This is a genomic window from Corynebacterium doosanense CAU 212 = DSM 45436 (genome assembly GCF_000767055.1).
Classification (GTDB): domain Bacteria; phylum Actinomycetota; class Actinomycetes; order Mycobacteriales; family Mycobacteriaceae; genus Corynebacterium; species Corynebacterium doosanense.
On the sequence record NZ_CP006764.1, the window covers coordinates 2,247,555 to 2,270,182 of the forward strand.

At 66.0% G+C, this 22,628-nt stretch carries 21 protein-coding genes; 10 read left to right on the forward strand and 11 right to left on the reverse strand.

The genetic code is table 11. The features are described from left to right. Positions 1 to 192: 192 nt before the first annotated feature. Together dusB and phoU are read left to right on the forward strand one after the other, a co-directional pair. Positions 193 to 1,287 carry a tRNA dihydrouridine synthase DusB gene (gene dusB / locus CDOO_RS11010; protein WP_051064098.1) on the forward strand — a complete coding sequence of 365 codons (1,095 nt, stop codon included), beginning with the start codon at positions 193 to 195 and terminating at the stop codon, positions 1,285 to 1,287. A gap of 50 nt (positions 1,288 to 1,337) precedes the next feature. Next, the gene (gene phoU / locus CDOO_RS11015) at positions 1,338 to 2,075 is read left to right on the forward strand and encodes a phosphate signaling complex protein PhoU (RefSeq protein ID WP_018022738.1); all 738 of its coding nucleotides are present in this window, start codon (positions 1,338 to 1,340) and stop codon (positions 2,073 to 2,075) included. Between the two features lie 28 nt (positions 2,076 to 2,103). On the opposite strand, the gene CDOO_RS11020 is transcribed toward phoU, so the two are convergent. From CDOO_RS11020 to mshD, 6 genes are all read right to left on the reverse strand, one after another. Beyond that, the gene (locus CDOO_RS11020) at positions 2,104 to 3,240 is read right to left on the reverse strand and encodes a cytochrome P450 (protein WP_018022737.1); all 1,137 of its coding nucleotides are present in this window, start codon (positions 3,238 to 3,240) and stop codon (positions 2,104 to 2,106) included. Positions 3,241 to 3,324: 84 nt separating this feature from the next. After that, entirely contained in the window at positions 3,325 to 4,101 is a 777-nt protein-coding gene (gene pstB, locus CDOO_RS11025) for a phosphate ABC transporter ATP-binding protein PstB (protein ID WP_018022736.1), read from the reverse strand. A gap of 53 nt (positions 4,102 to 4,154) precedes the next feature. After that, positions 4,155 to 5,075, reverse strand: a complete 921-nt coding sequence (gene pstA / locus CDOO_RS11030) for a phosphate ABC transporter permease PstA (protein ID WP_018022735.1) — start codon at positions 5,073 to 5,075, stop codon at positions 4,155 to 4,157. 18 nt (positions 5,076 to 5,093) lie between these two features. Continuing rightward, positions 5,094 to 6,146, reverse strand: coding sequence for a phosphate ABC transporter permease subunit PstC (gene pstC, locus CDOO_RS11035; protein WP_026159466.1), 1,053 nt, complete (start codon positions 6,144 to 6,146; stop codon positions 5,094 to 5,096). A 168-nt stretch (positions 6,147 to 6,314) separates the two neighbouring features. Beyond that, positions 6,315 to 7,430, reverse strand: coding sequence for a phosphate ABC transporter substrate-binding protein PstS (gene pstS / locus CDOO_RS11040; RefSeq protein WP_018022733.1), 1,116 nt, complete (start codon positions 7,428 to 7,430; stop codon positions 6,315 to 6,317). A gap of 340 nt (positions 7,431 to 7,770) precedes the next feature. Continuing rightward, positions 7,771 to 8,685: a mycothiol synthase gene (mshD, locus tag CDOO_RS11045; RefSeq protein WP_018022732.1), complete on the reverse strand. Its 915-nt coding sequence runs from the start codon at positions 8,683 to 8,685 to the stop codon at positions 7,771 to 7,773. Between the two features lie 31 nt (positions 8,686 to 8,716). Between mshD and CDOO_RS11050 the strand changes: the two genes are divergently transcribed. Further along, the gene (locus CDOO_RS11050) at positions 8,717 to 9,535 is read left to right on the forward strand and encodes an LmeA family phospholipid-binding protein (RefSeq protein WP_245616220.1); all 819 of its coding nucleotides are present in this window, start codon (positions 8,717 to 8,719) and stop codon (positions 9,533 to 9,535) included. A 22-nt stretch (positions 9,536 to 9,557) separates the two neighbouring features. Then, entirely contained in the window at positions 9,558 to 10,259 is a 702-nt protein-coding gene (locus CDOO_RS11055; RefSeq protein ID WP_018022730.1) for a heme-binding beta-barrel domain-containing protein, read from the forward strand. 6 nt (positions 10,260 to 10,265) lie between these two features. Here the strand turns inward: CDOO_RS11055 and CDOO_RS11060 are convergent, their stop codons facing one another. Continuing rightward, positions 10,266 to 11,165 (reverse strand): aminodeoxychorismate lyase, encoded by a 900-nt coding sequence (locus CDOO_RS11060; protein ID WP_245616221.1) that lies wholly within the window; start codon positions 11,163 to 11,165, stop codon positions 10,266 to 10,268. Between the two features lie 82 nt (positions 11,166 to 11,247). Here CDOO_RS11060 and ygfZ point away from each other — a divergent pair, with 82 nt between their 5' ends. Both ygfZ and CDOO_RS11070 read left to right on the forward strand, forming a co-directional pair. Continuing rightward, positions 11,248 to 12,351, forward strand: coding sequence for a CAF17-like 4Fe-4S cluster assembly/insertion protein YgfZ (gene ygfZ, locus CDOO_RS11065; RefSeq protein WP_018022728.1), 1,104 nt, complete (start codon positions 11,248 to 11,250; stop codon positions 12,349 to 12,351). A 148-nt stretch (positions 12,352 to 12,499) separates the two neighbouring features. Then, positions 12,500 to 12,679: a DUF3073 domain-containing protein gene (locus CDOO_RS11070; protein ID WP_020384676.1), complete on the forward strand. Its 180-nt coding sequence runs from the start codon at positions 12,500 to 12,502 to the stop codon at positions 12,677 to 12,679. 86 nt (positions 12,680 to 12,765) lie between these two features. On the opposite strand, the gene purM is transcribed toward CDOO_RS11070, so the two are convergent. The 3 genes from purM to CDOO_RS11085 are packed head-to-tail and all read right to left on the reverse strand — an operon-like array spanning position 12,766 to position 15,786. Continuing rightward, on the reverse strand, positions 12,766 to 13,827 hold the full coding sequence (gene purM, locus CDOO_RS11075) for a phosphoribosylformylglycinamidine cyclo-ligase (RefSeq protein ID WP_018022726.1): 1,062 nt from the start codon (positions 13,825 to 13,827) through the stop codon (positions 12,766 to 12,768). Between the two features lie 7 nt (positions 13,828 to 13,834). Beyond that, on the reverse strand, positions 13,835 to 15,361 hold the full coding sequence (gene purF, locus CDOO_RS11080) for an amidophosphoribosyltransferase (protein ID WP_018022725.1): 1,527 nt from the start codon (positions 15,359 to 15,361) through the stop codon (positions 13,835 to 13,837). A 35-nt stretch (positions 15,362 to 15,396) separates the two neighbouring features. Next, entirely contained in the window at positions 15,397 to 15,786 is a 390-nt protein-coding gene (locus CDOO_RS11085) for a sterol carrier family protein (RefSeq protein WP_018022724.1), read from the reverse strand. 74 nt (positions 15,787 to 15,860) lie between these two features. Here CDOO_RS11085 and CDOO_RS11090 point away from each other — a divergent pair, with 74 nt between their 5' ends. The 4 genes from CDOO_RS11090 (at position 15,861) to CDOO_RS11100 (ending at position 20,273) form a co-directional block, all read left to right on the forward strand. Then, a complete protein-coding gene (locus CDOO_RS11090) occupies positions 15,861 to 16,853 on the forward strand; it encodes an acyl-CoA thioesterase (protein WP_018022723.1) in 993 nt (330 codons plus the stop codon). A gap of 659 nt (positions 16,854 to 17,512) precedes the next feature. Continuing rightward, positions 17,513 to 17,755 (forward strand): hypothetical protein, encoded by a 243-nt coding sequence (locus tag CDOO_RS11095; RefSeq protein ID WP_018022722.1) that lies wholly within the window; start codon positions 17,513 to 17,515, stop codon positions 17,753 to 17,755. A gap of 922 nt (positions 17,756 to 18,677) precedes the next feature. Further along, entirely contained in the window at positions 18,678 to 19,001 is a 324-nt protein-coding gene (locus CDOO_RS14475) for a hypothetical protein (RefSeq protein WP_175576645.1), read from the forward strand. An 81-nt stretch (positions 19,002 to 19,082) separates the two neighbouring features. Beyond that, complete coding sequence (locus CDOO_RS11100) at positions 19,083 to 20,273, forward strand: alpha/beta hydrolase (protein ID WP_245616222.1); 1,191 nt, start codon at positions 19,083 to 19,085, stop codon at positions 20,271 to 20,273. Positions 20,274 to 20,346: 73 nt separating this feature from the next. Here CDOO_RS11100 and purL read toward each other — a convergent pair whose 3' ends face one another. Further along, positions 20,347 to 22,626, reverse strand: coding sequence for a phosphoribosylformylglycinamidine synthase subunit PurL (purL, locus tag CDOO_RS11105; protein WP_018022718.1), 2,280 nt, complete (start codon positions 22,624 to 22,626; stop codon positions 20,347 to 20,349). Between the last annotated feature and the right edge of the window lie 2 nt (positions 22,627 to 22,628).

Genomic DNA, 22,628 nt, shown 5'->3' on the forward strand with positions numbered 1-22,628 from the left:
CCCGGTCTCCGTGCCGCGCGCCCGATCCCCGGTTCCCGCACCACGTTCGGTTTGGGCGAAGAACCCAGACCAGGGACAATGAGGCCCGTGACTGTCTCCACCCCGGCCTCCCCCGCGGACCCTCAGCCCCACGCCCAGCGCTCCCTCACCATCGGCTCCCTCACGGTGAACTCCCCCGTCGTCCTCGCGCCGATGGCCGGGGTGACCAACGTGGCGTTTCGCACGCTCTGCCGGGAACAGGAACAGGCGCGTACCGGGACGGTGTCCGGGCTCTACGTCTGCGAGATGATCACCGCCCGGGCGCTCGCGGAGCGCAACGAAAAAACCCTGCACATGACCACCTTCGGCATGTCCGAGGACATCCGGTCGATGCAGCTCTACACGGTCGACCCCGAGTACACGTTCAAGGCCGCCCGGATGATCGCGGAGGAGGGCATCGCCGATCACCTCGACCTGAACTTCGGCTGCGCGGTACCCAAGATCACCCGCCGCGGCGGCGGCGCGGCCATCCCGTTCAAACGCAAGCTCTTCGGATCCATCATCGCCGCCGCTGTGAAGGGCGTGGAGGGGACGGACATCCCCGTCACCGCGAAGTTCCGCATCGGTATCGACGACGAGCACAAGACGCATCTCGACGCCGGCCGCATCGCCGCCGAAGAGGGCGCGTCCGCCGTGACGCTGCACGCACGCACCGCCGCCCAGCGCTACTCCGGTGACGCGGATCTCGGGGAGATCCGCGCTCTCGTCGAGCACCTCAGGGGATACGACATTCCGGTCCTGGGCAACGGCGACATCTTCGCCGCCTCCGACGCCCGGACGATGATGGACGCCACCGGCTGCGACGGGGTCGTCGTCGGGCGCGGCTGCCTCGGCCGCCCCTGGCTGTTCGCCTCCCTTGGCGCCGAACTCCGCGGTGAACCCCTGCCCCCCGAGCCGACGCTCGGCGAGGTCACGGACGTCATCTACCGCCACGCCGAGCTCCTCGCCGAGCACATGGGCGAGGAGCACGCCTGCCGGGACATGCGCAAACACATGGGCTGGTACATGCGGGGATTCCCCGTGGGCGGGAAGATGCGCGCGGAGCTGACCAAGATCTCCTCGCTCGCCGATCTCCGCGAGCGCCTCGCGCCCTACGCGGACTCGCCAGAGCTCGCCGACGACGCCGACGCGCCGCGCGGGCGCCAGGGTTCCCCCGCCAAGGTGACGCTTCCCGACGGCTGGCTCGACGACCCCCAGGACAACGCCCGGGTTCTCGACGGTGGCGGGGACATGAACAACGGAGGATAAATATGTGCGCATAAGTGAATCTGGTGCACCGATGACCTAGGATTCCCCATATGCGCACCGCCTACCGCTCCGATCTGGATGAATTCGCACAGGATCTCATCGTCATGTGCGATACCGTCCGCGAGGCGATGGCTAAAGCGTCCAATGCGCTGCTGCGGGCCTCCCTGCAGGAAGCCGAGGACGCGCTGTCGATGATGGATCCCCTCGAGGACCTCCGCCAGCGCTGCAAGGAGCGTTCCATCCAACTGCTCGCGCTGGAGGCCCCCGTCGCCAGTGATCTGCGCCAGGTCATCTCCTCGATCTACATCGTCGAGGACTTCGACCGCATGGCGGCCCTGAGCATGCACATCGCCAAGTCCGCCCGCCGGCGTCACCCCGATCTGGTGATCCCCGCCGAGCTCCAGGCCGAGTTCTCTCGACTGGTGGAACTGGTCGACGCCATGTCGGGCAAGACCCGCGAGCTGCTCGTCAATCCCGATGCCGACCTGGCCCTCAGCCTGTCCACGGACGACGACGAGGTGGACGGGCTCAACAACAGCCTGCTCACGCGGCTGACGCGCCGCGAGGGCGAGTTCCCCACCCGTCAGGCGGTGGACACCGCGCTATTGCTGCGTTTCTACGAGCGCTGGGCGGATCACTGCGTCAACGTCTCCTCCCGCATCGTCTTCCTCATCACGGGTCTCATGCCGGACCAGTACGAGATGGACCGGCTCGGTGTGGATCCCGAGGAGGACATCAAACGTCGGTTCGAGGACCAGCGCAAACGCGGCAGCAGCCAGTACCGCTAGGGCCTCCGGCTGCCCCCGGGGCGGCGTATCAGACCAGCGGCCGGAGCCTCACCGGCCGGGCTGACCAGCCACCGACGGGATGAATCTCCCGCGCCGCGTTCTCCTCCCCCGCGGGCAGAACCTCCGCGCGCGCGAGGAGCTCATGGACGAAGCTGTGCAGCTCGACCATGGACAGGGTCTTTCCGGGACACACGTGTGGCCCGACACCCCAGACCAGATTGTTTCCGGCGTTGCCGTGCGGGTCGAAGGCGTCCGGATCGGCGAAGACGCCGGGGTCACGGTTCGCACCCGTCCAGTGCAGCCGGACGCGGGTGCCGGCGGGGAACTCCTCGCCCTCGAGTTCGACGGGGCAGGTGGTCACCCTCCGGTTGGAGACGAAGGGGTCGTCGATACGCAGGAACTCGTCGATGATGGCCGTCATCTCGGCCTCGCTCACCCCGCCGCGTAGCCGGTCCTGGATCGCGGGCATCTCGGCGAGTCCGTGGAGGATGACGCCGATGGAGTAGGCCATCGACGAGAGGTCGCCGCCGGTCCAGTTCCGGAGAATCGACACCACCTCGTTGAAGCTCAGCGGTCGCCCGAGCGAGTCATCGGCCACCAGCTGGGCGGTGACGGTGTCCTCCTCCCCGATCCCGCCGACCACCTCGTGGATGATGTCGTCGTAGGCCTTCGCCACCGCGGCGGTGCGCTCCAGGTCTCCCGAGCGGGTCGCGGCGTTGTTCTCCAGTACCCAGCCCAGCAGGCGATCCTCCATGGCGACGGGCCAGCCGAGCCAGTCGATCATCGCGCGGACCGAGAACACCGCGCCGAGGTCCGTGACTGCGTCGAGTTCCACCTCGGCGTCGGGGAGGCGCTCGTCGATGACACGGGCGGCCGTGGCCGCGAAGTCGTCGGCCAGTCCGCCGACGGCATCCGCCGACAGGTAACGCTCGATCAACCCACGAAACGCGGCGTGCCCGTCGCCGTCGAGCCCGTTGGGCAACTGGAGGAAGCGGGAGACGGCGGAGCTGTACGTTTCCGGGTCGCGGGCCGCGGCGACGACGGCGGCGTGGTTGACGAGGACGACCTCCGGTCCGCTGCGCGCGGCCGAGCGGCCCTCGGCATGGAGCAAGTCCGCGTACTCGACCGGCTCACGGTTACTGAGGTTCTGGGTGTTGATCGCCATGTGCCCCACCATAGGACATGCGAGGGGCCCTGCCCGCGCCGTTGAGGGCGCGGGCAGGGCCCGTCGGACAATCGGTGTCCGGGTTTAGCCGAAGCGGCCGGCGATGTAGTCTTCGGTTTCCTTCTGATCCGGGTTCTCGAAGATCTTCTTGGTGTCGCTGAACTCCACGAGGTGGCCCGGCTTGCCGGTGGCCTCGAGGTTGTAGAAGGCCGTCTTGTCGGACACACGGGCAGCCTGCTGCATGTTGTGCGTCACGATGACGATGGTGAAGTCCTTCTTCAGCTCGTGAATGAGGTCCTCGATGGCCAGGGTGGAGATGGGGTCGAGCGCGGAGCAGGGCTCGTCCATGAGGAGAACCTCGGGCTCGACCGCGATGGCGCGGGCAATGCAGAGACGCTGCTGCTGACCACCGGAGAGGCCGCCGCCCGGCTTGTCCAGACGGTCCTTGACCTCTTCCCACAGGTTGGCGCCGCGCAGGGAGCGCTCCGCCACCTCCTTGAGTCGCTTCTTGTTGGACTCGCCGGAGAGGCGGAGACCGGCGACGACGTTGTCCTCGATGGACATGGTCGGGAAGGGGTTGGCCTTCTGGAAGACCATGCCGATGGTGTTGCGCACGGCCACGGGATCGACGCCCTTGCCGTAGATGTCTTTGTCGTCGAGTTTGATCTCGCCCTTGACGTAGGCACCGGGGATGACCTCGTGCATACGGTTCAGGGTGCGCAGAACGGTGGACTTGCCGCAGCCCGAGGGGCCGATGAAGGCGGTCACTGCCTGGGCGGGGATGTCGAGGTTGACGTTCTGCACGGCGTGGAAGTCACCGTAGTAGATGTTGACGTCGTTGAGAGTGAGTTTGTTGGACATGATTCTCCTGAGTGTGGTGGAACGGCTGACGAGCGACGCTGGCGTCCGGCTGGCTAGCTCTTGACGGAGTACCGGGCAGAGATGATCCGGGCGGCGATGTTGAGGAGCGCGATGATGAGAACAAGCGTCAGGGCAGCGCCCCACATCTTGTCGATGGTCGGCGCGGTGGTACCCGACTTGTACATGTCGAGCATCATGAGCGGCAGGGACGACTGCGGGCCGCTGAACATGTCGAGGTTCAGCGTGCGGGTGGATCCCACGAGGATGAGGACCGGTGCGGACTCGCCCATGACGCGGGCGATGGCGAGCATGACACCGGTGACGATGCCCGAGAGCGCGGTGGGCAGGACGATCTTGTAGATCGTCTTCCACTTGGGCACGCCCAGGGCGTACGAGGCCTCGCGAAGATCCATGGGAACGACGCGCAGCATTTCCTCGGTGTTGCGGACCACGATGGGGATCATCATGAGGATGAGCGACAGGGTGACGGCGAAACCGGAGCGGTTGAAGCCCAGGGTGGAGATCCACAGCGCGTAGATGAACAGCGCGGCGACGATCGACGGGACACCGGAGAGGATGTCCACCATGAAGGTGGTGATTCGTCCGAGCCAGCCGCCCCGGGAGTACTCGACGAGGTAGATGGCGGTGAAGATGCCGATGGGCACGGAGAAGACCGCCGCGACAATGGTCTGCATGAAAGTACCCACGATGGCGTGGAGCGCGCCGCCGCCGGCCATGAAGGTCGGGGTGGTCCCCTGATCCTCGGTCCACCAGGACAGCGTGAGGATCCGGCCGAGGCCGCTGGAGAGAACCGTCCACAGCACCCACACGAGCGGGACGAGGGCGAGGAGCATTGCTACCCACACGAGCACGGTGGCGACGTTGTTGACTGCCTTGCGGCTGCCGGAGATGTCGCTGAAACCCTTGCCGGTGGTGGCCAGAGGCGTGGTGTCTGAGCTGAGAGGAGTTGACATGTTTTTTCTCGCCTTCCTTTACTTGACCAGCGAGCGGGCGATCGTGTTGACCACAAACGTCAACAGGAACAGCACCAGACCGGCGGCGATGTAGGCACCCGAGGAGATCGGGTTATTGAATTCGGGGGCCGCGTTGGCGATGGCGGTGGCGAACGTCTGGCCACCGTCCATGAGGGACCAACGGAAGTTCGGCGAGGGAGAGACGACCATGTACAGCGCCATGGTCTCACCCAGTGCACGGCCCAGGCCGAGCATGGAACCGGAGATGAAGCCGGACAGGCCGAAGGGCAGGACCGTCATGCGGACGACTTCCCAGCGGGTGGCGCCGAGGGCGAGAGCTGCCTCGACCTGGCCCTTGGGGGTCTGCACGAAGACCTCTCGTGCGGTGGAGGCGATCACCGGGAGGATCATCACCGCAAGGACGATGCCGCCGGTGAAGATGTTACGTCCGGTGGCCAGCGAGGGAGAGAGTCCCGCGTCGTAGGAGAAGAGGAAGAATCCGCCTGCCCAGCCGGTGAGCCACTCGTAGAAGCGGGTGAGGAACGGGCCGAGGATCTGCCAGCCCCAGAGGCCGTAGACGATGGACGGAACCGCGGCGAGCATGTCGACGAGGTAGCCCAGCGGCTTGACGGCGCGCTTCGGTGCGTAGTTGGAGAGGAAGATGGCGATGCCCAGTGCCACGGGCATGGCGATGGCGAGGGCCACCAGGGAAATCAGGATGGTGACACCCAGCAGGTTCGGGATACCGAACTGCATTTCCTCGAGGTTGTTGGTCTGCCACGCGCCGGTGTAGGTGAAGAATCCCCAGAGCCCGCCTTCGTTGCGGCTGAGGGCCGGCCACGCGCTGTAGACGAGGTAGAGGCCGATAGCCGCGATGAGCACGGTGATGATCGTGGCGGAAGCGGTGGAGAGGAATTCGAAGACCCGGTCGCCGGGGCGCTTCACTGCGCCACCCTTTTCGGCTTCGATCTTCTGCGTGGTCGGGTCTGCGTGTTCGTCGCGGTGTGTGTCCACCGTCGCCTGGGACATGGAGATCACGTCCTCATCGGGCTCACGAGGGCTACTAGCCATTTATTCGTTTCCTTAACAAGTTGGCTTTTTCTTGACAACCGGGTCGGATGTCCACGTGGTCGCACCCCCGGAAACGTTTTGTCGACGTTCCGGGGGCGCGGGTGCGTCCCAGCCCCAAGGGCGGCGGACTGCGCCGGCCCGGATGATCCGGGCCGGGCGGGGTGTTACTTAGGCGCCTTCGCCGATGGCTGCGACAGCCTCGACGAGACGATCGCGGTGCGAGCCCTCGACCGGGATGAAGCCGATCTCGGCCAGTGCATCCTGGTTGTTCAGAGCGACGGTGAGGAAGTCCTTGAGGCGGTTCTGGACGTCCTCGTCGTAGCCTGCGGAGCAGACGATCTCGTAGGTGGTCAGGACCAGCGGGTAAGCGCCTTCCTGGGTCTGCGAGAAGAGAGCCTCGGTGTCGACGACCATGTTGTGGCCCTCGTTCTTGAACTCGAGGCCCTCGAGAGCGACGTTGACGTTCTCAGCGTTGAGCTCGGTGGCGCCGGAGCCGAAGTCGACAGCGGCAATGCCGAGGTCGTTCTGCAGGGCGAAGCCGTACTCGACGTAGGTGATGGCGCCCGGGACGTTCTTGACCTGGGTGGCCACACCGTTGGAGCCGTTGGCACCCTCGCCGATGGCGTTGGGGAACTGCTGGCCTTCGCCGTCCCACTCGCCGGCGGTGGCGAGGAACTTCTGGAAGTTCTGGGAGGTGCCGGACTCGTCGGAACGGTAGACGACGGTGATGCCCTGATCCGGGAGCTCGGTGCCCTCGTTCTCGGCAGCGATGGCCTCGTCGTTCCAGTTGGTGATCTCACCCTTGAAGATCTTGATCAGGGTGGGGACGGAGAGGTTGACCTTCTCGACACCGTCAAGGTTGTAGGCGATGGCAACCGGGCCGATGACGAAGGGGAGGTGCCATGCCTCGTTGCCGCCACAACGCTCGGTTGCCGGGGCGACCTGATCCTCGGACAGCGGGGAGTCGGAACCAGCGAAGTCGACCTGGCCAGCGACGAAGTTCGTACGGCCGGAGCCGGAGCCGGTGGGGTTGTAGGCGAGGGATGCGCCGTCGACGGACTCCGCGTAGGTGGTACCGAAGATCTCCATGGCGTTCTGCTGGGAGGACGCGCCCTCGGCAACCAGCTCGCCGGAGGTGCCGGAGAGGTCGCCTTCGGCGGCGGAGGACTCGCCGTTGGAGGAGGAGGCGCCGTCCGTTGCGGAGTCGCCACAGGCGACGAGAGCGGCGGAACCAGCGGCGACAACGCCGAGGATGGAAGCGGTACGCTTGAAGTTGCGGATCACAGGAAAACCTTTCCGGTTTTTGTAAAGTTACGGTGTAGTCCGAGCAAAGTCCGCCCCCGAGACGGGGGCCAGTGACAGGTACCTGGCAGGTCGACCGAAACCGCACGACAGACCAGTCCTGTTGCTCACAGGCAGCAAACTTAGGTCTGGCACGTTAACCGCAATGGTCGCATTTGGTTAACACCTAGTTAACACTTCGCTACTCAATCTGAACAGCCTCATTTCCGCAGGTGAATCACTTTCGCTTCACACGAGGTTCCGACAAAATGTGATCACTATTACAAGTTGGGGTTGAGGGAATTACCAGAAACGGCGCACGCGGCCCGGAATCTCCACACAGTTACCCATAAACAACGTGTTCCTCCGCGACCGTAAACCCGAGCTTCTCGTACTGACGCACCGCCGCGGCGTTGTCATCCTCGACGTAGAGGATCACCTCCCGGGCACCCCCGGACACGAGATGGGCCAGCCCCATGGACACGACCACCCGGCCGAGACCCCGGCCCCGGTACCCGCCGGCGAGCCCGACCACGTACACCTCCCCGTGGCGATGGTCGGCGGACTGCCATTTGGTCCAGTGGAAACCGGCAAGGTCCGGATCGTTCTCCCCTTCGGAACCTCGGTGCCACAACAGGAGGACATCCTCGTCCGAGTACCACTGCGCCTCCTGCGCCCGGTGCAGGCGGTCCAGATCCCACCCGCCCTGCTCAGGGTGCCAGGAGAATGCGTCGTTGTTGGCGTCCAGCCAGGCCTGCTCAACCACGTCCCTCCCCCACCGGTCACTCGACTCGGCGACGCTGAGGACCTCATATCCCTCGGGCACCCGGGCGTCGGCCCCGGAGAGATCCGCCCCGGCCACGGCCATGACCAACAGGCGGCGTTTCTTGGACAGCCCCATGGCGGCGGCCAGCCCACGGGCGGGCGGCAGGTTGCCGTGTGCCCAGATCCCCACGGAATCCTGCTCGTCCCGCAGCCGCAGCACCAGCTCCCGCGCGATTCCACGACGTCGGAAATCCGGGTCGACACACAGCTCCGCGTCACCTCCGGCAGCCGCAGCGACGGCAACCACGCGGTCGTCGATAAGCACCACCAGGTGACGGTGCCCGAGGCGTGCGTCGGTGACACCACCGACGAAGCTCTCGGAGAGCGGCTCCACTCCGTCGGTCTCCGCCACGCGGGTGAGAAGTGACTGCACTTCACGGGCGCGGTTCTCCTGCGACGGCAGATCAATCCGGTCAAAGTACGCGGTAGACATGCGCACCACTCTATCGGGTAAGAATGGACGGGTGAGTACCCCAGAAAGTACCCGACGTCGCCTCAGCTGGCGGACCGCCTCGGTCGCCAGCGTGGCCGGTGTCGCCGTGCTCGCCTGGGTGGTCGACAGCGTGGCCGCCACCCGGGTGGAGGCGCGGATCTCCTCCGCGGTGGAGAAGTCCGCGGACCTGGACACCAGCCCCGACGCCTACGTCGGGGGCCAGCCGTACCTGCTCGCACTGGCCACCAACGAGATCCCCACCATGAGCGTGGAGTCGCTCGACATCAGCGTGGAGGGGCTCGGCATCGTCAACGCGCGCACCGAACTCAGCGGCATCGACGTCACCCCGCGGCAGGTCGTCAGCGGCGACCTCGCCGGCGCCCCCGCGGAGCTGTACAAACGGGTGATCTCCCTCGACGGCGTCGCGTTCGGGCAGCTGCTGGGCATCACCGACCTGGACATCTCCAACCCGTACGACATCTCCCCCGGCGGCGGGGTGGCCTCCGAGGCGCTGCTGACCGGCACTCCGGAAGGATTCTCCGAGCCGGTCTCCGCCCTGGTCAACCTGCGTCTCGACGGCCCGATCTTCCGCATGAGCGTTCGCGAACTCGTCTCCGTGCCGCCGGGACGCGAGGCGGACGCGACCGCCGCCTTCACCTTCACCATGGACACCCGCCATCTGCCGCTGTCCCAGCAGGCCGCCATGGTGCAGATGAGGGGCGGCTCCATCATGTTCGAGACCGAGCGGCAGAACATCACCGTCGAACTCGCGGACCTAGCGCCCCTGGACACCGGGGATGCCGGCGACCCGGAGACGGCCGCCTGGGAACAGGCCGAACCCGACAACTGACCCGGTGGCTAGTCTGGTGGCCATGAATTCCGACAACGAACAGGCCCACCAGCCGAGCAATCTTCCCGACACCCCGGCCGACGCCGCCGCCGCGGCGAGCAACTCGCCGCTCAGCGGCAACGACGCCGTGAACCTGGCGTCCGAGCAGTCGAAGTCCACCGCGCACCGCAACATCCCGCCGCTGGACCTCGGCCCGCTGCCCATCCCGGACGACACCGCGAACCTGCGCCAGGGACCGAGCCTGCACGACGCGCTGCTCGCGCTCCTGCCGCTGGTCGGCGTGTGGCGCGGCGAGGGCCAGGCGACCGAGAACGGCGAGCAGTTCAACTTCGGCCAGCAGCTCATCTTCTCCCACGACGGCGAGGACTACCTCAGCTACGAGTCCCGCATCTGGCGTATCGACAACGAGGGCAACCCCACCGGCCCGGACCAGCGCGAGACCGGTTTCTGGCGCATCTCCGAGAAGGACGAGATCGAGGCGTTCTTCGCCCTGTCCTCGGGAGCCGTGGAGATCATGTACGGCCAGCCCTTCAACGAACGTGCCTGGGAGGTCAAGTCCGCCTCGACCATGGTCACCGAGCGGGGGCCGAAGAACCACGGCCCGGGCAAGCGCCTGTACGGCCTCATGCCCAACAACGATCTCGGCTGGGTGGACGAGCGCTCCGTGGGCGGCGGGGAGCTCACCCCGCACCTGTCGGCCCAGCTCAAGCGGATCGCCGGCTAGGAGCGATCAGCTGAGGGCGGCGTCGACAAGCTCCCGCACCTCGTCGTCGAGCGGCCCGCCGGGCAGTTTGCGCCCGTCGAGCCTGCGCACACGCACGGCCATCCGCGTCGAGCTGACCAGCCACACCGATTCCGCCTCGAACAGGTCCTCGTAGGTCAGCTCGCGGGTGCGGCACCGCCATCCCCTGGCCTCCGCGAGCTCGAAGATCGCCGCCTGCGTGGTGCCCGCGAGCACCCCGGAGCCGCTCGGGGGTGTGCGCAGCTTCCTGCCCGGCTTGACCACGATGACACTCGAGGTAGCCCCTTCCAGCACCTTTCCCTCCGGCGACTCGAGGAACAGCACGTCCTCCGCGCCCTGCTCGCGGGCCCAGCGCAGGGCCGCGGCGGTGTGTGCGTAGGAGAGGGTCTTCGCCCCGCCCGGGAACCACTCCGGGGTATCCGTCAGCGTGTATCCCCGCGTCGTGGTGACCACCTTGACCCCACGCTCGCGGAGTTCGCAGGTCTCCGGGGACAGCCCCTGGACGATGACCCACGCGGTGGGCAGCCCCGACGAGGCGCGCCCGTGGGAGTACGTCCACGTGCAGCGGGCCTCGGCGTCCCCGTTCGTGGCCGACCATTCCGCGGCGGCCTCGGCGGTCGCCCGCTCCCACTGCCGCGTATCGACGTCCGGCAGCCCCATCGCCCGGGCCGAGGCGGTGAACCTGTCCAGGTGGCGGTCCATCTTCACCGCCCTGCCTTCGCGCACGAGCAGGGTCTCGAAGACGCCGTCGCCGCGGGTCACGGCCGCGTCATCGAAGTAGAGATGCGGGAGCGCCGGATTGTGCCTTCTGGCCGATCCCCCGAAGGGCTCGAGGACATAGATCACCGGATCCGGTCGGCGGGTGGCCGGTGCTGAAGCTGACGTCACAGGGGGGTATCCGTTCATCATGTGGGCGCGCTGGGGGTTCGCCCTTGAATTATGCCCCCGGTTTAGCGTTACCATCGAACCTGTGACTGATCCGACGAATAACCTGCCCGAATACTCCTCCCCGCTGCTGCAGCGCCCCGGGGCGGTCGAGTTGCAGGACACCAACCCGCTGCTCGATGCCCGCGGCGTCGCCTGGCACTACGGCGACCCGCTCGGGGAGCAGCGGCCGGTCGACGACACCGGCGTCGTGGTGGACCGGTCCCACCGCCGGGTTCTGCGGGTCAGCGGCGAGGATGCGGCCACGTTCCTCAACACGCTGCTCTCGCAGAAGCTCGACGATGCCCCGGAAGGTTTCTCGGCTTCCGCCCTGGACCTGGACATCCAGGGGCACATCCTGCATCACGCGGACGTTTCCATCGTGGACGGCACCCATTATCTGGACCTGCCGTCGACGCAGGGTGACAGCTTCGCGGGTTTCCTGCGCCAGATGGTCTTCTGGTCCAAGGTCGAGGTGGAGGACACGGACCTCGGTGTGCTCACCGTCCTCGGCGGCGGCGAGCTGCCGGAGACCGGGGCCGCGGTCACCCGCGAGGTGGACTGGGTGGGGCCCGCACGCACGGATCTGCTGGTGGAACGCGGAGAGCTGGGCAGGGTAGTCGATACGTTCGGGGACGCCGGATTCCGCCTCGCCGGACTCATGACGTTCACGGCCGAGCGGGTCAAGGCCCTGGAGCCGGAGCTCGCGGCAGACCTGGATGACAAGGCCATCGCCCACGAGGTACCCGGGTTCATCGGGCGCGGGCAGCACGCGAGAGCCGTTCACCTCAACAAGGGTTGCTACCGGGGACAGGAGACCGTCGCCCGCGTGGAGAACCTCGGCCGCTCCCCCCGGCTGCTGGTCCTGCTGCATCTCGACGGCTCCGCCCCGCAGGATCCCGTGGCCGGGGATGAACTCGCCGTCAACGGCCGCAGGGTCGGCCGGCTGGGCACCGTGGTGCACGACCGGGACTTTGGCCCCGTGGCCCTGGGACTGGTCAAACGCAGCGCGCTCGATGCCGGTCAGCTGAGTGTCATCTCCCCCGATCGACCCGAGGTCTCGGCCGTGGTCGACCACGACAGTCTGCCCGTGGACGAGGGAGAGAAGGCGGGGCGCGCGGCCATCGACAGGCTGCGCTCCGGCCGGTAGTTTCCGACCGTATGCCCGGGTGAGCACCCCGGTGCCGCATTTCTCACGGTGATTGGCTAAGGTGTGTGTCAGGATTACACCACAAGACAGTCGATGGGCCCACCCGAATTCCCTGGTTCGGCCCGAACACCTCAAGGGGGTCAGGCCTATGGGTCGCGGACGCGCCAAAGCCAAACAGACCAAGGTTGCTCGCCAGCTGAAGTACAACACTCAAGACATGGACCCGGATTCGCTGCTGAAAGAGTTGGCCAGCCGCAAACCGGAACCTGTCTGGACCAACGATGAGGGCCGGGACTCCGACCCCTGGGCAGACGACAACAGTCGCTGATCCCGGCTCATCCGCAGAAAATCCCGCCTACCGCCTCCCCTCCCGGGTGACGGTGGCGGGATTTTCCGCGTTCCCCCGCGGGGCAATTACTGATGGTGACCGGTGAGCACGGCGCGCGCCGTCTCTCCCTCACCCGCGGAGCGCACCGTGCCGAGCTCCCAGGCGTGGATGTGCCGGGCGGTGAGCATGGCCAGGGCGCGGTCGCGGTCCTCCGGCGCGACGATGGCCACCATGCCGACACCCATGTTGAAGGTCTTCTCCATCTCGACGGCCGGCACCTTGCCGATCGACTGGATGGTGCGGAAGATCTGCTGCGGGTTCCACGTCGCGCGGCTCATCTCCGCGACGAGGCCCTCCGGGATGATGCGTTCCATGTTGCCCACGAGTCCGCCACCGGTGACATGACAGAACGTGCGGGTCTCGCACTCGTTGGCCAGCGCGAGGCAGTCCCGCGCGTAGATCCGGGTCGGCTCGAGCAGCTCCTCGCCGAGGGTGCGGCCGAGCTCCTCGATGTGGCCGTCCAGCGGCAGGCCGGCGTTCTCCAGCAGAACGTGGCGCGCGAGGGAGAAGCCGTTGGAATGCAGGCCGGAGGACTCCATGCCGATGATGATGTCGCCGTCGCGGACCTTCTCCGGGCCGAGCACCTCGGCGGCCTCGACGACGCCGACGGCGGTGGCCGAGACGTCGTAGTGGTCGTCGGCCATGATGCCCGGGTGCTCGGCGGTCTCTCCCCCGAGCAGCGCGCAACCCGCCTGGACACAGCCCTCGGCGATGCCGGCGACGATCTCGGCGACTTTCTCGGGCACGACCTTGCCGATGGCGATGTAGTCCTGGAGGAACAGCGGCTCGGCGCCGCAGACGACCAGGTCATCCACACACATGGCCACGAGGTCGATGCCGATGGTGTCGTGTTTGTCCATGGCCTGCGCGACCGCCAGCTTGGTACCCACACCGTCGGAGCCCGCGGCGAGCAGCGGATCCTCGTACTTGCCCAGGGCGAAGAGCCCGGCGAACCCGCCGAGACCGCCGCGGACCTCGGGGCGGGTGGCACGTTTGGCGTGGCTCTTGAACAGCTCGACGGCGGCGTCGCCGGCTTCGATGTTGACGCCGGCGGCGGCGTAGGAGGGGCCGCAAGTGTTCTCGGTCATGGTCTGGTTACTCCTTCGGGGCGGCAGCGGGGACGCTGGTCGCCTGGATCCGGCGCACGGCGTCGGCGTTGTGGTTGTTGTCGGGCAGTCCCAGCGGGTACTCGCCGGTGAAACAGGCGGCGCAGAGTTCTTCTCCGGGCTGCTGGGAGGCAGCGATCATCTCCTCGGTGGAGACAAATCCCAGGGAATCCGCCTCGATGGCGCGACGGATGGACTCCGTCACCGACTCGCCGTCGGAGCCGCCGATGTTGGCGATGAGCTCTCCCGGGCTGGCGAAGTCGATGCCGTAGAAACACGGCCACTTCACCGGCGGGGAGGCGATGCGCACGTGGATCTCCGCCGCGCCGGCCTCCCGGAGCATGCGGATCAGCGCGCGCTGGGTGTTGCCGCGCACGATGGAGTCGTCGACGACGATGAGGCGCTTACCCTCGATGACCTCGCGGACCGGGTTGAGTTTGAGGCGGATGCCCAGCTGACGCAGGGTCTGCGAGGGCTGGATGAAGGTGCGCCCGACGTAGGCGTTTTTCATCAGCCCCTGCGCGAAGGGGATGCCGGACTCGCGGGCGTAACCCACGGCGGCCGGGGTACCGGACTCGGGAACCGGGATGACCAGGTCGCCGTCGGCCGGGAAGTCACGGGCTAGGCGACGGCCGATGTCGATGCGCACGGCGTTGACGTTGCGTCCGCGGATAGTGGAGTCCGGGCGGGCGAGGTAGACGTACTCGAAGACACAGCCACGGTAGGTGGTCTCGGCGAAGCGCTCAGAGTTCACCCCGGTCTCGTCGATGGTGATCAGCTCACCTGGCTCGATCTCGCGGACGAAGGAGGCGCCGACGATGTCGAGCGCGCACGTCTCGGAGGCGACGACCCAGCCCTTCTCCAGCCGGCCGAGCACCAGCGGGCGCACGCCGTGCGGGTCGCGGGCGGCGTAGAGCGTGTTGCCGTCGGTGAAAGTGAGGCAGAAGGCGCCGGTCAGGGTGGGCAGCAGCTGCCGGGCGGAGTCGATGACGCTGCGACCCTCGTCGACGCCGCCGGCGAGCAGCGCGGCCATGACCGCGGTGTCCGAGGAGGAGCCCTGGCCACTGACGTTGGCGTTCGGCTTGATCAGGCCCTTGTCCACCGCGCGTTCCAGCAGCTCGGTGTAGTTGAGGAGGTTGCCGTTGTGTCCCAGCGCGACGTCGGTGCCGTCGGGCGCCGTACGGAACATGGGCTGGACGTTGTCCCAAGAGCCTGCACCTGCCGTCGAGTAGCGGGTGTGGCCGATGGCCACGTGGCCCGACAGTGCGGAGAGGATGGATTCGTCGAAGACCTGGGAGACGAGGCCGGATTCCTTGAAGACCACGATGCGGTCGCCGTCGCCGACGGCGATGCCGGCGCCCTCCTGCCCGCGATGCTGCAGGGAGAACAGGCCGAAATAGGTCAGCTTCGACACTTCTTCCCCGGGTGCCCAGACGCCGAAGACGCCACACTCCTCGCGGGGCTCCGTCTCGTTCTGGTCGTCGAGATAATCAGCAGGCAGTTCCTGGATGCTCACGGACGTTCACCTTAGCCGCTCACCCGATACCGCGGCTAATGCGCGACGAGCGGGCCGAACACCGGCAGCCACTTCGACACTTCCGCGGCGCGCGACCCGGACACGTCGAGAAGCCCCCGATCGAGCGCCTCGGCGAACTTCAGCCGTCCCGTGGCCATGAGCAACCACGTGTGCGCGTCCGTCTCCACGACATTCGGCGGGGTTCCGCGGGTGTGCCGGGGGCCTTCGATGCACTGCACCGCGACGAACGGCGGGACCCTCACCTCGACGGAATGGCCGGGCGCGTCCTGCGCCATGAGGCGCGCGGTGGCCCGTACCGCGGCGGCGATCTCGTTCCGGGAAGGCTTGTCGACGCCCGTCTCCAACCACTTCCCCACCACGGCCACCGCCTGCCGGGCCTGCGCCGGGTCCAACTTCTTAGCCATGCCGCAATGCTAGTGGGTTAAGGTTTTCCCCTGTCAGCTACTTCCCACCCCTGTCGAAGGATCAGCCCCAGAACATGGCTCACACGTCCAAGTCCCCCAGCATCACCCTGCGTTTCATGGCCGCCCCAACCGACGTCGTCCAGCCCGACATGCACGGGGTATCCGGCGGACGAGTTCTGGAATGGATCGACAAGGCCGCCTACGCGTGTGCGGTGAGCTGGGCCTCGACGTACTGCGTTACCGCCTACGTGGGCCACATCCACTTCACCAAGGCGATCCCCTCCGGCCATCTCGTGGAGGTGCGGTCGAAGATCGCCATGACGGGCCGCTCCTCCATGCACATCGTCAACGAGGTGTACTCCGCCGACCCGCGCGAGGGTGTGTTCACCCGCGCCTGCGACTGCCTGGTCATCTTCGTGGCCAAGGATCCCGCCACCGGCCGCGCGACCCCGGTGCCCTCCTACGTTCCGGAGACCGAGGAGGAGAAGCGCGTCGAGGAGGCGGCGCGCATGCGCATCGACCTGCGCGGGGCCATCCAGACCGAGATGGAGAAGCAGTCCTACGACGGCCCCTCCGAAGCTCCGCGGCTGGTCACCCGCTTCCTGGCCAAACCCACCGACGTCAACTGGGGCGGCAAGGTCCACGGCGGCACCGCCATGGAATGGATCGATGAGGCCGGTGTCGCCTGCTCCATGGAGTGGTCCGGTGAGCACACCGTCGCGGTCTACGCCGGCGGCATCCGCTTCTACCAGCCGATCGCCATCGGTGACCTCATCGAGGTCGACGCGCGCATCATCCGCACCGACGCCCGTTCCATGCAGATGTCCGTGCACGTGCGCGCCGGCGACGCCCATCGCGGCCGCGCCGAGCTCGAGACCGCAATCCACGCCACCGTGACCTACCTGGCCATGGACGTGGACAACCGGCCGCTGCCCGCCCGTCAGTTCACCCCGCGCCTCGAATCCGACGTGCGCCTCGCCGAGCACGCGCAGGTGCTGCGCGATCTTCGCGCCAAGTACGCGCCCATCCCGCTGGTTACCCCGGTGACGCCGAACCACGTGGATTAGACGATACTTTTCGGGGTTTTACTAGCCATCGAGACTTCGCCACAACCAAAGAATGCGCTTAGCATTCGATAGAAGTTGGTTCCGGGCATGATCAAAACCCCAACCCTACGGACAAGCCAGATTCAGACAGATAGATTTTCGTAGCGATTTAAGTGGTTCCGAAGCTTATACCCCCACCTCAAAGAAGCGCCCCATTAGGTTCGACCCAAGAAAACGGGGCCCTCCAACCACTGAAACACTCAAAATGCAGGCAGTTGATCCGGAGCGGTTAATCCCCTCATGACCATATTGATTCACAGATCCGCAGAAAGTGCGCAACACCTAGAGATGGACGGGACCATCCGTTCACGAACGACCCCAGAAGCTTGTCTTCCTGCAAGTCCACTCTTGGCCACGTAGTCAAAAAGCTCTATATATCCACGTATGGACGCTGAGGAAACTAAACCCTCCAATAACCTTGACCAAGCACAGTATCGTTACCACGTTAACTCGTGCCTGTCTATCTTTACGTGCGATTAGAACACGAAAGTACTAAGTTCCCGAGATATCGACTCGGGCGGCATCTAGATCTTGCAGCCGCTCCCCATCAATTCTACTGTGATAAGCACCGCACAAATCACATTGCGCGGAAAACGTAAGACCTAAAGGGAGGAAAATTTATGAAGACGCAGCCGAGACACCTCGCCTCATTCGCGTTTCTCATTTGCGCCTTCTCTGTTGGGTTTTCATTTGGATATAAAGGCGGAGATTTGACCCATTTCGACGAATGGGCTAGTTTTCTCGGTTTTACCTTGATCGTTTCAATCATGGCTGCCGCCTTGGTGTGGATCGTTGCGACGGCGATCCTCGGAACCCGATCGAAGAAAATTCACCCGCACGCAATCAAGGATCGATCAGAATAATCAGTGCATCTCGAGCCACTACAGCTATCACACTTGCCTCCGCAGTCCTGATCGGTGCCTCATCTCCCGTCTCTGCGACGTAATCTCAGCACCTTGCTCCAGAAAACTTCATCTCTGCACAGCAAGTCAGTACCGCCGAAGGACAAGAACTTGTCGAAGCGGTTGAGAATGCAGTCACGAGTGGTCAAACAATCACGCTGCACACAGATTCCGAAAATCTCGATTGGCAGCGCGCCGCTGCAACTGAGATCAACGGCGAAGCGTTCGGATCAGTCCCCCTCAAGAATGAGGGGAACGAGTGGTCAAATCTGTCCGTGCGCCTCGGAAATGAGGGCGAGGTTCGCGACTATACCGAGTCACATTTCTACCCCATTTCAGATACGAGCGGGCGGGTAGCCATTTATCAAAACGGTGAATTGGCCTCCGGCGAGGTTCACCAGGCCGAAAAAAAGACCACCTCAACCCGGGGAATCCGGGATGCAGTCGGCGAACTCAATCGGTGCCTTTCAGCGGCAGGCATCCCTACCTGGATAGTGGCAGGGGCCTCTGCAGCATGCTCTGCAGTGGGTGGATGGCTCGGAATTCTCTCATGCTATGCTGCAGCAGGCGTGGCAAGTGCTACGGTGGGCTACTGCGCTGGCTCCGCAGCGAGAAAGCTGTAAACTGATCGCTCCGGCTGCCCCGTATCTCCGTCTCTCTATTTAGGTATATACCGCACCGCCCGTCAGGGTGATCGCTAGAAAAGGCTTGATTCCGACAATTCCCCGGATTCAAGCCTTCTGGTGTTTCTACACTCGGGCGGAGTTCGCCCCGGTCGTGTGCCTGAAAAATCGGGAAGGGTGGCTGACCAGGCGCCGATAAGCCCCGCCATCGGCAGTTTTGTTTCGCCGGAGTCTCGGCCCCACTGATCTTACTCGCTGGGATGCCCAGCTCCGCGGCGCGCGATGACGACGTCCGCGTAATCTGTGGACGTGACCACAACGACTCAGAGGGCGGACTCGGGGAGCGGTGCGGGGAACTCGTCGGCGTGGACTCCGGAGGGGTCAAACGTGATGCCCTTGCGGGAGCCCTTGAGCACATGGAGTGGTCACGCGAACACACCGTCGCCATCTACGCCGGCGACCTCATCGAGGTCGACGCGCGCATCATCCGCTCCTCAAGTCCGACGTGCGCCTCGCCGAGCACGCGCAGGTGCTGTGCGATCTTCGCGCCAAGTACGCGCCCATCCCGCTGGTCACCCCGGTGACTTTGAACCACGTGGATTAGGTTGAGTTCCGGTTTTCACAGGGCCCCAGCTAATGTTTCCCATGTGAACATTGTGAAACTAGTGACTGCAGTGGTGTGTGCCGGGATCTTGTGTGCGCCGACCGCTTCCGCGCAGGGTGCGGGATCCGCCTCCACCTCCACCGATTCGGGCTCGAGCCTCATCGACACGGCCGCCGTGGTGTCCTCCGGATCCAGCCTCTCCTCCGACACCTCCCTCAGCTCTATACCGGCGCTGATCAGCGGCGAGCTGGCCGAAGGAGAGTGGGGATCCGCCCTGTTCGGGGGACTGCCCTCCGTGACCGGGTCGGCGCTGAGCTCGGGCCCGGGGTCGAGCAACACCGAGCTCACTCTTCCTGACCCGGAGCTTGGCGACGTCCGCCTCGTGGACACGCGCCACGTCACGGGCGACCAGTACGAGTTCGACGTCTATTCCTCCGCCATGGACCGGATCATCACCAACGACATCCTGCTTCCCGGGGGTCCGGACAACACATCCCCGCGGCCGACGTTCTACCTCATGATGGGCGCCGACGGTGCCGCCGGCGGCTCGGCGTGGGCGGAGTCGACGAACTACGAGGAGTTCTTCGCGGACAAGAACGTCAACGTGGTCACTCCAATCGGCTCCATCTCCTCGATGCAGACGGACTGGTACTACGAGGACCAGGCAACGGGCACCAACCGCTGGGCGACGTACATGACCTACGAGCTGCCCCACATTGTGGACACCTACTTTTACGGGTCCGGGCGCGACGCGATCGCCGGGATCTCCATGTCCGGCGGGCCAGCGCTCAACCTCGCGGCTCACAGCCCCGAGCGGTTCAAGGCGGCCGGATCCTACTCGGGATGCCCGTCGACCCTGGGAATTGGCGGCTACCTCTTCACCACCCAGGCGGTGGAGATGAACGGCGGCAGCGCGACCAACATGTGGGGCCTTCCCGGCAACGAGGCCTGGGCGGCGAACTCGCCGGCACTCAACGTCGACAAGCTCCGTGACACCGCTGTGTTCATCAGCGCGGCCCACGGTATCCCGGGGCCCATCGACGGGCTCGAGGGGTCCAGCCGACTCCGGCCGATCTCGAAGATCGAGATCGCGTCCTTCGCCTGCTCGACCTACTTCGTCGACCAAGCAGACCAGGCCGGCGTGGACGTGGACTGGTACCCCATGACCGAGGGCCACCACTGGTGGGGCATGTTCGAACACCAGATGCGCACCAGCTGGCGCACGATCGGGCCGGCCCTCGGGGTGGAGTAGGGACGCGGCGTCGAGAACAAGACAGAAGGAGCCGACCTCAGCGTGAGGGCGGCTCCTTTTCGTCTGACGGTAGCTACTCCACCACGGAGTTGGCCCCGACTGCGTGCCCGAAGAGATCGGGGAGCGTGGCTGACCAGGCGTCGACAAGCTCTGCCACGGTGAGCACCGTCTCGCCGACACGGATCTCACCGGAGTCGTCGGTGGTCCCGATAGCCGCGGCCGGGATACCCAGCTCCGCGGCACGCGCGATGACCGCGTCCGCGTGGTCGGTGGCCGTGGCGACGACGACACGCGACGCTGACTCCGAGAGCAGCGCGGTGAAGTGGTCCTCGTGAACTCCGCTGAGATCGAGCGTGATGCCCTTGCGGGAATCCTTGAGCATCTCGAAGACCGCCTGGAACAGGCCGCCCTCGGAGACGTCGTGCGCCGCGGCGACGGCGGCGTCGGAGGCGAAGAATTCCGCGAGCTTCATCTCGTCGGCGAGATCGACCCGGGGCGGAAGGCCGGACAGCCCGCCACCGCTGACCTGCTGCCAGATGGAGCCGCCGAACTCCTCCTCGGTGTCGCCGAGCACGATGAGTGTCTCGGGCTCGCCGGTGGCGCCGCCCGTGTGGCCGATGGCCGCGGCCACGTCATCGATGACGCCGAGCACGCCGACGACTGGGGTCGGGAGGATCGGTTCGTCGCCGGTCTGGTTGTAGAAGGAGACGTTGCCGCCGGAGACGGGGATGCCCATCTCCACGGCGCCGTCGGCCAGCCCGTGCACGGCCTCACGGAACTGCCACATGACGTCGGGGTTCTCCGGGGAGCCGAAGTTGAGGCAGTTGGTGATGGCCACCGGCGTCGCACCGGTGACGACGACGTTGCGGTAGGCCTCGGCCAGCGCGAGCCGCACGCCGGCGTGGGGGTCGAGTTTGGTGTAGCGCCCGGAACAGTCGGCGGAGACGGCCACGCCGCGGCCGGAGGTTTCGTCGATACGCAGCACACCCGCGTCGGCGTGTTTGGCCTGCACGGTGTTGCCGCGCACGTAGCGGTCGTACTGGTTGGTGATGAAGTCGCGCGAGCACAGGGCGGGGCTGGCCACCATGTCCAGCAGGGCACGGCGCAGGTCGGCGGGCTTTTCGACGCCCTTTTCAGCCTGAAGCTCGTCCTGCCACGAGGGCCGCGCGTAGGGGCGCTCGTAGACCGGCGCCTCGTCGGCGATGGTCGAGGGCGGCGCGTCGAGCACGATTTCGCCGCCGTGGGTGATGACCAGGCGATCGGTCTCGTCGGTGACCTCGCCGATCTCGGCGACGGTCACCTCCCAGCGGTTACAGATCTCCAGGAACTTCTCGACGTTCTCCGGGGCGACGACGGCGCACATGCGCTCCTGCGACTCGGAGGCGAGGATCTCGGCGGCGGTCATGGTGTCGTTGCGCAGCGGGACGGCGTCGAGGTTGACGCGCATACCGCCGTCGCCGGCCGCGGCCAGCTCGGAGGTCGCGCAGGCCAGGCCAGCGCCGCCGAGGTCCTGGATGCCTACGACGACACCCGCGTGATAGAGGTCGAGGCAGCACTCAATGAGCATCTTCTCGGCGAAGGGGTCGCCGACCTGGACGGCGGGTAGCTTGCGCTCGGCGCCGTCCTCGAAGGTGTCCGAGGCTAGGACGGAGACGCCGCCGATGCCGTCCAGACCCGTGCGGGAGCCGAAGAGCATGACCTTGTTACCCGTACCCGAGGCGAAGGCGAGCTTGAGGTCCTCGACCTTCAGCGTGCCCACACACAGGGCGTTGACCAGCGGGTTGCCGGCGTAGGAATCATCAAAGACGGTCTCGCCCCCAATGTTGGGCAGGCCCAGCGAGTTGCCGTAGCCGCCGATGCCGTGCACGACGCCGGGCAGCACACGCGTGGTGTCCGGGGCGTCCGCCGGGCCGAAGCGCAGCTGGTCCATCACGGCGATGGGACGCGCCCCCATGGCCATGATGTCGCGCACGATGCCGCCCACGCCGGTGGCCGCACCCTGGTAAGGCTCCACGTACGACGGGTGGTTGTGGCTCTCGACGCGGAAGGTCACGGCGTTGCCGTCCCCGATGTCGACCACGCCGGCGTTCTCACCGATGCCGGCGAGCAGCTTGGAGCTCATCTCCTCGGTGATGGTCTTGCCGAAGTAGCGCAGGTGGGTCTTGGAGGACTTGTACGAGCAGTGCTCAGACCACATGACGGAGTAGACGGTGAGCTCGGCGTCGGTCGGGCGGCGTCCGAGGATCTCGCGGATGCGCTGGTACTCGTCGTCCTTGAGTCCCAGCACCGCGTAGGGCTGCTCCAGCTCCGGGGTGGTGGCCGCAGCCTCGACGGTGTCGTTGTGGACGGTCATTA